Raw genomic sequence first — 14,037 nt, 5'->3', positions numbered from 1 at the left:
CTTATGACTACTTACGTTCGATGATATCCCCTTTTGCGTGACATCCACACTCCTTTTCACTTAATAATGCTCCGCCACAAGACTTGTGTTCATTTAAGTTATTTCTTGTGAGAAGTTAACTTTTCCAACCCCAATCAGTTATGATACGCTTAATAAAGTCAGCATTAGCTGCACAAGATGGATGAAGAGATCAAGATAAGGATTGCGAGGAGAAGATACCATGCATCAGATTACAAGAGGGCAATGGAATGGTTATGAAACCCTGATTCTACATAGCGAGACGCTGGAAGCAACCTTGCTGCCAGGCCTAGGCTGCAATGTCATTCGTTTATGGGACAAAGTAGCGGAGCGCGAAGTTCTGCGTACTCCTGCTGAAAGTGACCTCGATTACTACATGACAAAGCCTTATCACTTCGGGATTCCGATGCTGATGCCGCCAGGACGCATCCGCCGCGGTAAATTCAGCTACGCTGGAGTCGACTATCAATTTGATCAAAACACAGCCAATGATAACCATATTCACGGTCTGCATCGCCTTCAAGCATGGACCGTTGCTAGTGAAGAAGCACAAGAAGACCGCTGCAGTGTAACTTGCACACTGAGCACAGCACAAGATGAGAACTGGAGCCGCCAGTACCCTACGCCGCTTGAGCTCTCCATGACGCTGGAGTTGTCCCATGGGAAGCTCACGCAGAAGCTGTCGATTAAAAATGTAGGCGAAAAGCCTGCTCCATTTGGATTCGGAACCCATACCTGGCTCTTGATTGATGGCGAGCCGCAGCGCTGGTCGCTCAAGGTTCCTGTAACAGGCATCTATGAGCTTGATGAGGAGCTTATTATGACAGGACGTACAGAGCCGCTCGGCGAACTCGATGCGCTTAATCAAGGCATGAATCTGAAGGGTACGGATTTCGATACCGTATTCAGCATTGGCGAGCATAAGCCGGAAGCTTGGCTGACACGCGATGATGGATACCAGATCCGCTACGCAGGCAATCAGCCATTCTTCAAGCACTGGGTATTGTATACTCGCGGAGAAGCAGACGAGATTATCTGCATCGAACCCTATACATGGCTGCCAGATGCGCCTAACCTGCCTTTTGATCAAGAAACGACCGGCCTGATTGAACTTGAGCCGAACCAGCCTGTAGAGCTTGTCCTTGATCTGGATATTGTAAATCCGTAAGCATTAAATTAGCCTTAATGAGCTTAAAACATGGATAGCTTTCACCATTGAAATCATGATCGTATTCGCGAATCCAATCGCTGAATTCATCGCCTTTATAATGCCAAGTCGCCCCATGCGATTTGGCATTATTTACATTTATGGCTGAATTGAACATCTGAATATAAATGTGCTGATTCCTCATAATAACATTCACAAGGAGGTGATCCACATGGCAGTTAATCAAAGCCGTACGAACAACCTGGTTGTTCCTCAAGCTACAGCCGCTCTTCAACAAATGAAGTTGGAGGTAGCAAATGAATTGGGCATTCCCATTCCGCAAGATGGTTACTATGGCAACTATACGACTCGTGATACTGGCTCCATCGGGGGTTATATGACGAAGCGTCTTGTTCAAATCGCTGAACAGCAGCTTGCTGGTCGCTCCGTTCGTTAATTCATTTTATGCCTACACCCCATATACTTAACGATTTTTCGAGCTTTCAACGTCATGTTGAGAGCTCTTTTTACGTGTTCTCCCTCTATTCGATCGAATTCGTCATCATTCATCCCGATTGGGTACATTTTCATAGACTGCTTGATTCACCCAATGCTATAATAAGCCTAGTTTTGGATACTATTGGTGAAGGGGCGGTCAACTTGAATAGGTTATCAGCACTAAGCTTTAGACAAAAGCTATTATTGGGTTGCTACAGTATTCTGGGACTATTCTCCCTCTGTATGCTCGTTCTTCTCCTGTTCGATGCAAATCTTCTTGTTGGGTTGATCGCGATCGTCGTCCTGCTTGCTGCTAGTTATCCCATTCTGAATATGATTGATCGTTCCCTTAGCGCTCCGATCAAAGAAATCTCTTATTCAGCGATGCAGGTAGCGAAAGGCGACTTCTCTCAGAAGCTCCAAGTAAATGCCGACGATGTCGTTGGCGATCTGGGACAGACGTTCAATCGCATGCTGGATCAGCTGCGTCAGATTCTGCAGCAGACGACGGACCTCTCTAAGCATGTATCGGATTCAGGACGTGACATGTACTTGAAAAATCAGAACATGAAGCTTGTCATGGAACAGGTCGCGGCATCTTCCAATGAGCTTGCCATTGGTTCCTCAGAGATCTCCGAGGATATCGCAGGCATGACGGAATCGATGAAGGAGATTGAGGAGCGTGTTGCGAGCTATGCTCACTCTACGAAGGAGATGAACGAACGCGGCAATCAGACGCTTGCACTCGTTAACAAGGGACGGCAGGCAATCGATACGCAGACCGAGGGGATGAAGCGCAACGTCGAGGCGACAGAGCAGGTTGCAGAGACAATAAGCGAACTTGCCCGGCAAGCGAACGGCATTTCCAAGATTACTAGCAGCATTTCCGAGATTGCAGAGCAAACGAACCTGCTTTCCCTGAATGCCTCGATTGAAGCCGCACGAGCTGGCGAGCACGGGCTAGGCTTTGCAGTTGTTGCGCAAGAAGTTCGCAAGCTTGCAGAAGAGTCCTCCTCTCTGACAAGAGAAGTGTTTACTCTGGTTAAAGGTATTGAACAAGGAATTCAGCAAGCCCTCGTTCATATCAAAAAAAATGAAGATGTCGTTTACACGCAAACGACGATGATTCAAGAGACCGAACGCATCTTTAGAGACATTGTAGGGAGCGTCAAGTTCATTACCGAACAAATTGCGAACTTTGCAAAAGAAAGCGATCTCATGCTTGAGCATGCACGCAACATCTCAGGCTCTATAGAGAACATCTCTGCCATTACGGAGGAATCGGCTGCGGGAACGGAAGAAGTATCTGCTTCGATGAACGAGCAGATTCACTCGGTTCAAAGCATGCTGGAATCTACCGAAGAGCTCCAACAGAAGGTGCTGCAGCTTCAGCGCACCATTCAAGTTTTCAAATTATAGTCTTCACCATGACATACGACGACATAAGCCCGCCATTGCTTGGACACAGCGATGGCGGGCTAGCTTGTTATTGTGCTCCATTTGTACCTTCCTGTGTATCGATCCCCTCATGTTTGCGATATGCCGTCGGAGACATTTTCATATGCTCCTGAAATACGCGGGCAAAGGTCGAGTAGGACTTAAACCCCGCCTCAAAGGCAATGTCCGTAATTTTCATATCAGTCCCAATCAGCAAATTCGCTGCATGTGCAATTCGTATCCTTTCCAGAAAAGAAATAAAATTCTCTCCGATCATCTGCTTAAAGGCCGAACTTACATAAGAAGGGCTGTAATTAAACTGCTGCGCCAGCGATTCAAGGGATATATCCTCCTTGAAGTTCTGGTACACATACTGAATGACCTGCCACATGCCTCCTCGGCCTTGGATCATGCGCTTGTCCGCTGGACTCTCCAACGTCCGCTTCCGGTAGCGGTCAAACACGATAAACAGCTGAATGAGCTTTGCCACAAACATCATTCGATGCCATGGCTCCTCCTCCAACACCTCTTGGTGCATCTCCTGAAGCAGCTTTATGATGTCACAAGAAGCTGCCTCATCCAGCTTATACGTGGATATTGAATCATTCTCCGCATCTTTAAGAAGTCGATGAAGGGAGTAAAGCGAGTCGTCAGGTCCAAAGAATCCTTTTAGACCTATCGCTCCTACATAAAGGTGGAGCTCCTCGCCAGGCTCAACTCTAATCTCATGAACCTGATGAGGGAATAGTAATGTAAAGGTCCCAGGTACAAGCTCGCGAGCAACGCCATTCACAAGCTCGGTGCCTCTCCCGTGAAACGCATACGTATATTCAATAAAATGATGCACATGTGCAGGCACAGACGAGGGCAGCTGATGAATCTTCAATGTAAACGGGAAATCCCCGTATATTTCATCATCCCCGTGCAGATTGTTTGGAAACATCTTCATCCCTCTTTCCAGGTAGGCGTAAAGCATGGTCTTTGATGCTATTGTATCATTAAATCTGAGAGATTTTATAAAATGATGATAGGTCGAACAATCGCAATCCCTCTACAATGAAGAATAAGTACATGATATCCCAATCATGCTAAACAACATGATTATTAAGGCCATCTAAAAGGAGAGAATCCTCATGTCATTATTGAAATATGTCAATCCGCTGCAGGGAACGGAATCGGTATACCAGCGCTCTCACGGCAATTCCTTGCCGCTTGTCGCCCTTCCTTTTGCAATGGCATCTTTTGCTCCGCAAAGCAATGAGTCAGGCGGCGGCTGGTGGTTCCATCCAAGCCATACCCGCTTCGAAGGCGTTCGTCTCACGCATCAGCCAAGTCCATGGATCGGTGATTATGGTCATCTTACGATGCTTCCACAAACAGGTCCATTGAAGCTGTCTGCACATGATCGTTCCACGTCCTTCCGCAAGCAGGATATAACGGTTGCTCCTGATTACTTCAACGTATATATGAGACGTTACATGAGCACGCTCGAGCTTACACCAACAACACGCGGTGCCAGCATGCGCGTTACTTTTGATAAGGCAGCAGGCCCTGCACGCTTTATCTTGTCCGCATTCCCAAGAGAGTCCTCTGTGACCATTAATCCAGAACAGCGTACTCTTGTAGGCTGGACAAAGGCCCACGCCGGTGGCGTTCAAGAGAACTACCGCATGCACTTCATCCTTACCTTCGATTGCGACCTGATCGCTGAGGAAAGCGGATTGTCCGATCACCATATGAAACCTATTAACAGCTTATCCCACACTGGAGAGCAGATTGGTGGATATGTTGGGCTGAAACTTCCTGAGAACGGTATTGTGCATGTTAACATCGCGACCTCTTTTATCAGTGAAGAGCAAGCTTGGACCAACTTGAATCGCGAGATTGGCGAGCGCTCCTTCGATGAGGTTCGCGCACTTGCAACCGAGGCATGGGAGAAACAACTCGGCACGATTGAAGTGGAAAGCGACAACCAAGAACAGCTCGCTACCTTCTATACGTGCTTGTACCGTACTTCCTTGTTCCCACATGCCATCCATGAGTATGACGAGCAAAACAAGCAAATTCACTATAGCCCTTATAACGGCAAGATTGAGGAAGGCCCGTTGTTTGCTGACATCGGCTTCTGGGATACGTATCGCACATCGTTCCCGCTGTATAACCTGCTCTTCCCAAGCCGCATGAACGAATTCCTTCAAGGCTTCGTCAATGCCTATAAAGAAACAGGGTGGATGCCGAAGTGGATGTCTCCTGGCGAACGCAGCATGATGCCAGGCACCTTGATTGACGTTACCTTCGCTGATGCTGTTGTGAAGGGGATTACGAATTTTGAGCTGGAAGCCGCTTATGAGGGGCTATTCAAGCATGCAACTACGCCAGCGGACGATCCGCATTACGGCCGCAAGGGAACTGCGGATTACTTGAAATATGGCTACTTGCCGGCGGATCTCTATACGCATGAGAGCGTATGTAATGCGCTCGATTACATCTATGGCGATTTTTGTATCGCACAGATCGCGAAGCATCTTGGACGCGAAGAAGATTACAACCTGCTGATGGAGCGCGCGAAAAACTATAAAACGCTCTATGATCCAAGCATCGGCTTTATGCGTGGCGTGCTGACCGACGGAAGCTGGCTGTCTCCATTCGACCAGCATGAATGGGGCGGCGCTTACTGTGAAGGCGGACCATGGCAAAGCAGCTGGGCTGTTCAGCATGACTTCCTCGGCCTCGCTGACCTTATGGGCGGCCGTGAAGGCTTCAAAGAACGTCTAGATGCCTTGTTCGCTGAGCCTCCAGTATTCAAGGTCGGCTCCTATGGCTTCGAAATTCACGAAATGTCCGAGATGGCGCTAGTTGACTTCGGCCAATTTGCAATCAGCAACCAGCCGAGCTTCCACATCCCTTACATTTATACGGCTTTGGGATACCCTGCGCTTACACAATATTGGGTGCGCAAAACGATGGATGAGCTGTTCAGTTCGAATCCGAACGGCTTCCCTGGAGACGAGGACAATGGCAGCCTAGCTGCTTGGTATGTGTTCGGTGCAATGGGCTTGTATCCGCTTAGCCCGGGTGTGCCGCAATATGTCGTTGGTTCTCCATTGTTCAAGCGCATGACGCTTCACCTTGAGAACGGCAAGGATATTGTCATCGAAGCAAGCCGCGAGAGCGAAGCTTCGACCTATGTGTCCAGCATCGAGTATAATAATGCTGCGATGAGCAAGCTGTATGTTACACATGAAGAGCTTACCGAAGGTGCAACGCTTCAATTCAAACTGACAGATGCGCCGCAACAAATCAACTACAGCGAAGAGGATCTTCCGTACGCGATGTCTAGAGCATAAGCGAGGATTTGATTCAGTTCTTGATATAAAAAATAGTCAATCTCGAAGCGATACTCGATCCTAAACAGCATCACTTGGTTATGGATCGTTCATTAACACAGGAAACATGCTTGCTAGTTCGCTTCGAGCGAAACATAACTTCATACGCAATAAGTTCAAAAAAGGCCGCCAGCCTGCTTCGTTTCACACAAGCATGCCAGCGGCCTTTTTTTGCTGAAAGAGCGAATTAGCGCTCTTATTTGAATAGTTCCATTATACCAGCTGTCCCGCGCTGGATTACTTCTCCGTCATTTCCAAGAACAACTCGACATCTTTCACCGTTACATCAATCGCACGCTGCCAGAAGTCCGGCTTCGTGAGATCTTCTCCAAGATGCTTCATCGCAAGCTCTTCAACCGTCATGCTTGCTGTATCGCGAAGCAGCGCGTCATAGCGGTCAGCGAAGGTTGCGCCCTCTTCTTGTGCACGTGCATAAATGCCTGTGCTGAATAGATAGCCGAATGTGTACGGGAAGTTGTAGAACGGCGTATCCGTAATATAGAAATGCAGCTTCGATGCCCAGAAGTGCGGATGGTACGAAGACAATGCTCCGCAATACGCTTCCTCCTGCGCCTCTACCATCAGCTTGTTTAGCTGCTCTGGCGACACGAGGCCCTGCTTACGTGCTTCATAGAAACGGTTTTCGAACAAGAAGCGCGCATGGATGTTCATGTAGAACGCAATGGATCTTGATATCTTGTCTTCTAGCAAGGCAAGCTTCTCTTCCTCATTAGTCGCTTCCTTCACAGCAGAATCGGATACGATCATCTCTGCGAAAGTGGATGCGGTCTCCGCTACATTCATTGCATAGCCTTGTGCGAATGCTGGAAGTCCATCCATAACACGCTGATGGTATCCGTGACCAAGCTCATGGGCAAGCGTAGATACGTTGGAAGGCGTACCTGCATATGTCATGAAAATGCGAGTTTGCTCGCTTACTGGGAATGATGTGCAGAAGCCTCCTGGACGCTTGCCAGGACGATCCTCGGCCTCGATCCAGCGATTGTCGAAGGCACGAACGGCGAAGTCAGCCATTCTCTCGCTGAACTTGCGGAATTGCTCCACGATCGCAGCAGCTCCATCATCGTAAGAAATCGTTGTCTGCTGGCTGCCAAGCGGCGCTTCAACATCGCACCAGGACAGCTTAGGCACACCAAGCAGCTTTGCCTTGCGATTCAGGTATTCCACAAACTTCGGTTTATTTTCTACAATTGTGCCCCACATCGTATCAAGCGTTTGTTGGGACATGCGGTTGATCTTAAGCGGCTCTTTCAAAATATGATCCCATCCGCGCTGTTCATACAGCTTCAAGCGGAAGCCTCCAAGATGATTGAGCGCCTCGCTGCAGAAATCTTCCTTATCCGTCCATGCTGCTTCCCAGCGTTCGAACATCGTTTCGCGCACTTCGCGATCAGGGTGAGACAGCTTATTATGTGCTTGTCCTGCGGATAGCTCTTGTACCTGACCATTTTCTTCATATGGAACGCGAACATGCGACACGGTTGTGTTGTATAGATCGCCCCATCCGTGATACCCGTCGGCGGATAATGCTGCAACCAGCGCTTCTTGTTCAGGAGACAGCTTCTCGCGAGCCCATTCACGACGCTCGTTGAGATTGAACGCAACTTTAGCCATGTCCTCATGCTGAAGCAATGCATCCCATTGTTCAGCATTGAGCTTGCCCAGCACTTCGTCTACGCGTGTGCTCATCGCAGAGAATGTCGAGCTGATCGCACGGCTCTTGCCGCTAAGCTGTACGGCTGCTTTGTCCTTCGTATTTTGAGCGGTCAGGCATCCGATGTAGGCTCTCGCTTCACGAAGGCGCTTCGTTACCTCTTGGAGCTCTACAATGAACTGTGCGAAAGATTGGATATCCAGATTACCCCTATCACCGGACAGGCCAATTAGTGTCTCATTCATCTCGTTAATCTGTTGTTCGACATCAGCCAATGAAGACTTCAATGCTTCTGACGCCGATCCGCCAGGGAAAATGCTTTCCAAATCCCAAGTCATTTGAAGCGGTTTGTTCACATCTAACACCCTTTCCGATTCATGGTATGTATGGATCATAGCAGCTGCAACTTATTTGTCATTTCGGTACGCAGCGTGTATAACTAAATTATACCGATAAAAAGGATTAATTAACAGGAGGTTAAATACTTTAATATGAAACCACTACAGATTTCTGCGGATACCGCTGTGAAATTGTCCCAAGCACTAGGCGTACCCGTTGAGCATCTTATGCATATGCCGCAGCATATTTTATTAGCCAAGCTTGCAGAGCTTGCGAAGCAAGGCAGCGCTGATGAAGCAGCAGATACAGCTGCTTCAAAGTCCGAGCAGCCTGCTAAGACAGAAGCTACGGATGGTGAAGCATGATTCCGATTGAGAATACAATTCCCTATGACGAGATGATGGGAGATCTCTATGTAGAGGATTGCCCATTCTGCGGAACACATCATGTACGCCTGCCGATTAAGCCCAAGGAGCTGCCGCTCATTCATGACGGGAAGAAGCGTCTCCTTGTGTTTCCTTGCTGCAATCATCGACTCACGATCGTGGACTGCGATTCCGATTATTTGCTTGCCGACACTCCTGTTCGCACAAAATAAATCGCAATAAGCGAAGCCCCTGACCTTCTTCCAAGGCAGGGGCTTCTTAATCCGTTATATCTTAAATTTCTTCTCTTCAAAAAGGCCTTCAGGAACAGCAAGCTTCAGCTGCTGCATCTGTTCTCTCATCTCTGCCCATTGTTCTCTTGCCGCGCGGATCATCGCTGCATCCATAATGCGCTTGTCATGGATTAGTCTAGAGAAGTGCATAGCAGCCTCATTGAACTCTCCTAATCGACGATGAAGCTCACCCATCATATAGATGAGCCGGGCATCATTGACTTCGCCAGAATCCTTTTCATAAACCTCTTGATAGGCATCAAGGGCAAAGCGAAGGTAGCGTTCCTCATGCTCCCGTGTACCCTGATATCGATATAACCACGCAATATGATGAAGGAGACCTGCTATAACCCTCTTGCTCTCCCGAATGGACTGAGCCGTAAGAAGCGCTAGCTTGTACGTCTCAATCGCTTGTCCAATCGTTCGTTCGCCACCATAATCACGAGGCTGAAAATGAGCAGATACCTGTTCCTTGAACATGGCAAGGTCCTGTTCAGACCATGTCTTCTTCGCATGCTCGGTTGATGCGCAGCCGCATTGATTGCATACTTGCACAACGTAATAGTCTGGATTCAAATCCTCTTTGACATAGTGCGGACAAAAATCACTGTCCATATGGGATACTTCCTTGAATTTGGGACGAATCCGAGATGTTCTAAACTCATGCTGACAGGCAGGGCATGTCGCTGTCAGTTGGTATAACGGCTCAACTTCCATGTTGATGAATCTCCCTTCGATCAGATCAATAGTCACGGTGTAAGGCCAAAGATGTCTGTATACAAACGTTGATCTGAACGTCAGGATGATGGCGTATTCACAAAATGATGCGCCGGTCCAGACAATCGGTCGATGACAACAGACCGTAGATCCTCAGGTACGCCAACTTCCGTTAGGGCGTCTCGCATACACGACAGCCAAGCTTCGGCACGCTCTGGTGTAATTTCAAACGGCATATGCCTTGCTCGCATCATCGGATGGCCATATTCGTCGGAATAGAGCATTGGCCCGCCGAAGAACTGCGTCAAGAACATATATTGCTTTTCCATCACCGGAAAGATATTCTCCGGAAACAACGGTCCAAGCAGCGGATGCGCTTGAACTTTAGGATAAAACGCTTCAACGATCCGACGGATGGCCGCCTCGCCGCCAAGCACCTCATACAAAGTCTTATGATATCGTTCCATAGGGCATGCTCCTAGTTCATTGTAGTCGTACCCTTCTATTATATCGAGGATGACTCGCCATTCACAACAAAAAAGGTGCTGAACGCTCAGCACCACGACTCATTATATTGGAATTACGATTCCCATTCTTCCGGTGGACCCATTAATGACTCTCGAATGACATAAACGAAAGCACAAACAAGGATGCCAGCAATAATACTCATCCGTATCACCCCTAGTTACAGTTACAACGTTTATCTCTTTATATAGAATTTTATCATAAGGATTGGCTAAATCCTATCATTTGATGCAATCGCTTACTTTACGTTTTGATTACAGAGCTTTGTTACACAAGCGTAACATTTCGACGCACAACGACATATATTAGCTTCCAAGCCCGCTCTCTTAGGCCAAATTCGGGACATGTTCTCCCTTCCCGCTTCATACGATGATTATGGACCCACTTGTGATGTTGAACTGAACAGAGAGAAGGTGTAACCACACAATGAAACGCTCAAGACTTCCGATGCTGTTTGTCGTCGCTTTCGCATTGTTGTTCATCGTGCTTCTCATGCTGTATCCCTCTGAGGCACTTCAGGCATCTATTCGCGGTATCGCAATCTGGTGGGATGTACTCTTCCCCTCTTTGCTCCCTTTCTTTATCATTTCCGAAGCGCTACTCGGCTTCGGCATCGTGCACTTTATTGGGAGCCTTCTAGATCCGATTATGAGACCGCTCTTTCGTGTTCCAGGTGTTGGGGGATTCGTTGTCGCGATGGGCTATGCTTCTGGCTATCCTGTCGGCGCCAAGCTTACAAGCCAGCTCCGGGAACAGAAGCTCATCACCCGGGCCGAAGGCGAACGGCTGGTGTCATTCACCACAAGCTCAGACCCTATTTTCCTAATCGGAGCGGTATCGGTCGGATTTTTCGGAAATGCAGGCATTGCACTGACCCTTGCTGCAGCACATTACGGCTCAGGACTGCTGCTCGGGCTTTTTATGCGTTTTCATGACAGACAAGCCCCTGCCACTCCCCTTCCTGCTGAGGATTCGAGGATCAGGGGTTCGATATGGAACATGCTGCGCCATGCCTTTCATGCGATGCACCAGGCCAGAATCCAGGATGGACGTCCGTTAGGAACACTGCTTCGAGATGCCGTGCAATCCTCCTTGAAATTAATGATTGTCGTAGGCGGACTCGTCGTCTTCTTTTCGGTCTTCATGGAGATGCTCACCGTCACACATGTCATGGAAGGGTGGAACGTCCTGCTTGCCGCCGCGCTCGGATGGCTGAAGCTCTCGCCTTCGTTAGCTGAGGCGTTCTCAGGCGGGCTCTTTGAGGTTACTATTGGCTCACAGGCCGCAGGTTCCGCCACTAACGCAGGACTTCATATGCAAGCAGTCGCCGCAGCTTGGGTATTATCATGGGCCGGATTGTCTGTCCATGCTCAGATCGCTAGCATTTTGAATCAGACGGACCTCAGGTATCGTCCCTTTTTCTTCGCCCGCTTCATCCACAGCATAATAGCTGCTGTTCTTGCTTATTACCTATATCCGTGGCTTGCACCAAAGAGCACGCAATTGCCGACCCTTATCACCCCAGTGTCCCTGCAAGCTTCATCAGGATCAGGCTGGGGCATGATAGGAATATCCGCATCACAAAGCCTGCTTACGATGGTAGGAATCTGTATCATCCTGCTGCTTCTATCGTTTATCATTCGCATGATTCGACGATAATGATCAGAGATCGTGATTGTTTTCCATGCTAGGAACGATTAAGATGGATATGAATCCATCCATAAAGGAGAAGCCATCTTGAAGTACGCAGTGTTAGATCGGGGAGATGAACTCTCACGCAAGCTTACAACCCAATTGCATCAGCTAGCAGCAGAACGCGGGCTCGTTTTAAACCATGAAACACCAGACATCGTCGTTTCGATCGGCGGTGATGGCACAATGCTGCAGGCCTTTCATCAATACAAGAACCAACTTGATTCCATCGGCTTTGTCGGCATTCATACTGGTCATTTAGGTTTTTACGCGGATTGGAAGGCAGATGAGATTGAGGACCTTGTTCATGAGATGAGCCAACAGCATGATGAGATAGCCAATCCACGCAGAGTCAACTACCCCCTGATCGAACTCACCATTACTTATGAAAATGGGGTTGAAGAGAAACATATTGCGCTTAACGAATTTACAATCAAGAGCATAGATACGACGATCGTCGCTCAAATTGACATTAACGATGAGCTGTTTGAAATGTTCCGGGGTGACGGAATTTGTATCTCCACACCATCAGGAAGCACAGCCTACAATAAGAGTTTGGGAGGCGCTATGATTCATCCAACAATAGCTGCCATTCAGCTTGCCGAGATTGCCTCCATCAACAACCGGGTTTTCCGTACTTTAGGCTCACCAATCGTACTTCCTAAGCATCATCACTTTGACATTTATTCTCGTAAAAAGCAGCGGCTGCTGCTGACGATCGACCATGTGAACATTCCGATCGAGAATCTGCATGCCGTACGCTGCTGCGTAGCCGATGAAACGGTGTCCTTTGTACGCTACCGTCCATTCCCGTTTTGGAATCGCGTACGCGAAGCCTTCCTTGGCTATGACGTAGAAAGAAAATAGATCATAATGGCCTATTGCCTATTCAACAGCAAATCCCCTGTGCTCGCAGTCATAACTGCAGCAGCAGGGGATTTTTTGATCATTCTATATGATGACTAGGTCAAGCCTAGCATCATCCTAACTTTAGCCAGTGAATTCCTGAACCCATTCATTGTTATAGAAAGCTACGCCAATGGACTTGTAGTTCGGGTTCATAATGTTTTGACGATGACCCTCACTGTTCATCCAATCACGCATCACTTGCTCTGGCGATGTTTGACCTTTTGCAATATTCTCTCCAGCGTAGCTGTATGTCACGCCTTGGGAACGCATCAGATCAAATGGAGAACCCAAGGTTGGAGACTGATGATCAAAGTATTGATTATCATACATATCCTTTGCCTTGATCATCGCAACTTTAGAGAGCTGCTCATCCATTTGGAGGGGAGCCAGTCCACCTTTAGCACGCTCTTGATTCACAAGCTCAACCACACGATTGGCAAAGTCAGCTTGCTCTGTCGTCACGGCTGGAGTCGTCTCTACCTCTTGTTGAGGTGTTTGTGGTGTTGTCACTTCGACTTCTTGCTCCGGTACTTGAGGCTTCGTTACTTCAACCTCTTGCTCAGGCACCTGAGGCGTTGTCACCTGCTGGTCTTGTCCACCGTTATCGGAAATCTTAAGGTCAACGTTAAACCATTGCTTCCAAAAGGAATCCGAGAATAACGAGGAATAATTACCTATGCAATTAACGGGTGCCTGTGATCGGGATTGATCATCTGCAGCTTGTGCACTGCTGGATACGAAAGGCGATACAACCAACGCGGTCGCAACAACCAAAGTCATCAATGATTGCTTCTTCAACAAACATCTCTCCTTTTTCCGTCATTATAGAATCCATATACGCTCAACACTGCGAGTACGTATAATCACTGATTCCGCTCTGCAGAGCCATAAGACGGTAATTTGACTACGGGTTGATCGTAACATGGACCGCTTGCCATATCATTTCAAATATTATGTAAATAGTAGCACTTCCTTACTTCAATATTAGATATATTCCTATACACCCAACAATCCCCACATCGAATCAAATCCCTCA

The 14,037-nt window shown here is 48.0% G+C and carries 13 protein-coding genes; 8 read left to right on the top strand and 5 right to left on the bottom strand.

Annotated features, from left to right (window positions below):
- The first annotated feature begins 220 nt into the window (after positions 1–220).
- The 3 genes from I2H74_RS18545 (at position 221) to I2H74_RS18535 (ending at position 3,082) form a co-directional block, all read left to right on the top strand.
- Positions 221–1,186 (top strand): aldose 1-epimerase, encoded by a 966-nt coding sequence (locus tag I2H74_RS18545; RefSeq protein WP_195575733.1) that lies wholly within the window; start codon positions 221–223, stop codon positions 1,184–1,186.
- A 211-nt stretch (positions 1,187–1,397) separates the two neighbouring features.
- Positions 1,398–1,622 (top strand): alpha/beta-type small acid-soluble spore protein, encoded by a 225-nt coding sequence (locus I2H74_RS18540; RefSeq protein ID WP_195575732.1) that lies wholly within the window; start codon positions 1,398–1,400, stop codon positions 1,620–1,622.
- A 203-nt stretch (positions 1,623–1,825) separates the two neighbouring features.
- Positions 1,826–3,082, top strand: coding sequence for a methyl-accepting chemotaxis protein (locus I2H74_RS18535; protein WP_229106833.1), 1,257 nt, complete (start codon positions 1,826–1,828; stop codon positions 3,080–3,082).
- 67 nt (positions 3,083–3,149) lie between these two features.
- On the opposite strand, the gene I2H74_RS18530 is transcribed toward I2H74_RS18535, so the two are convergent.
- Positions 3,150–4,043 carry an AraC family transcriptional regulator gene (locus I2H74_RS18530; RefSeq protein WP_195575731.1) on the bottom strand — a complete coding sequence of 298 codons (894 nt, stop codon included), beginning with the start codon at positions 4,041–4,043 and terminating at the stop codon, positions 3,150–3,152.
- Positions 4,044–4,233: 190 nt separating this feature from the next.
- Here I2H74_RS18530 and I2H74_RS18525 point away from each other — a divergent pair, with 190 nt between their 5' ends.
- Positions 4,234–6,447 carry a GH92 family glycosyl hydrolase gene (locus tag I2H74_RS18525; protein ID WP_195575730.1) on the top strand — a complete coding sequence of 738 codons (2,214 nt, stop codon included), beginning with the start codon at positions 4,234–4,236 and terminating at the stop codon, positions 6,445–6,447.
- Between the two features lie 276 nt (positions 6,448–6,723).
- Here I2H74_RS18525 and I2H74_RS18520 read toward each other — a convergent pair whose 3' ends face one another.
- Positions 6,724–8,499 (bottom strand): M3 family oligoendopeptidase, encoded by a 1,776-nt coding sequence (locus tag I2H74_RS18520; RefSeq protein WP_229106841.1) that lies wholly within the window; start codon positions 8,497–8,499, stop codon positions 6,724–6,726.
- Positions 8,500–8,652: 153 nt separating this feature from the next.
- On the opposite strand from I2H74_RS18520, the gene I2H74_RS18515 reads away from it, so the two are divergent.
- The gene (locus tag I2H74_RS18515) at positions 8,653–8,865 is read left to right on the top strand and encodes a YycC family protein (RefSeq protein WP_195575728.1); all 213 of its coding nucleotides are present in this window, start codon (positions 8,653–8,655) and stop codon (positions 8,863–8,865) included.
- The gene (locus I2H74_RS18510; protein WP_195575727.1) at positions 8,862–9,098 is read left to right on the top strand and encodes a hypothetical protein; all 237 of its coding nucleotides are present in this window, start codon (positions 8,862–8,864) and stop codon (positions 9,096–9,098) included. The genes I2H74_RS18515 and I2H74_RS18510 overlap by 4 nt, the downstream gene beginning before the upstream one ends.
- Positions 9,099–9,152: 54 nt before the next feature.
- Here the strand turns inward: I2H74_RS18510 and I2H74_RS18505 are convergent, their stop codons facing one another.
- Together I2H74_RS18505 and I2H74_RS18500 are read right to left on the bottom strand one after the other, a co-directional pair.
- Positions 9,153–9,875 carry a DUF2225 domain-containing protein gene (locus I2H74_RS18505; protein ID WP_195575726.1) on the bottom strand — a complete coding sequence of 241 codons (723 nt, stop codon included), beginning with the start codon at positions 9,873–9,875 and terminating at the stop codon, positions 9,153–9,155.
- A gap of 80 nt (positions 9,876–9,955) precedes the next feature.
- Positions 9,956–10,342 carry a globin gene (locus tag I2H74_RS18500; protein WP_195575725.1) on the bottom strand — a complete coding sequence of 129 codons (387 nt, stop codon included), beginning with the start codon at positions 10,340–10,342 and terminating at the stop codon, positions 9,956–9,958.
- 484 nt (positions 10,343–10,826) lie between these two features.
- Between I2H74_RS18500 and ylbJ the strand changes: the two genes are divergently transcribed.
- Complete coding sequence (gene ylbJ, locus I2H74_RS18495) at positions 10,827–12,059, top strand: sporulation integral membrane protein YlbJ (RefSeq protein ID WP_195575724.1); 1,233 nt, start codon at positions 10,827–10,829, stop codon at positions 12,057–12,059.
- A gap of 78 nt (positions 12,060–12,137) precedes the next feature.
- Complete coding sequence (locus tag I2H74_RS18490) at positions 12,138–12,959, top strand: NAD kinase (protein WP_195575723.1); 822 nt, start codon at positions 12,138–12,140, stop codon at positions 12,957–12,959.
- Between the two features lie 123 nt (positions 12,960–13,082).
- Here I2H74_RS18490 and I2H74_RS18485 read toward each other — a convergent pair whose 3' ends face one another.
- Positions 13,083–13,799, bottom strand: coding sequence for a CAP domain-containing protein (locus tag I2H74_RS18485; RefSeq protein ID WP_229106832.1), 717 nt, complete (start codon positions 13,797–13,799; stop codon positions 13,083–13,085).
- Between the last annotated feature and the right edge of the window lie 238 nt (positions 13,800–14,037).

The organism is Paenibacillus sp. 1001270B_150601_E10 (genome assembly GCF_015558675.1).
Classification (GTDB): Bacteria; Bacillota; Bacilli; order Paenibacillales; family Paenibacillaceae; genus Paenibacillus_B.
Note: the sequence above shows the minus strand (reverse complement) of the source record. Positions and strands in the feature narration are given on the sequence as shown.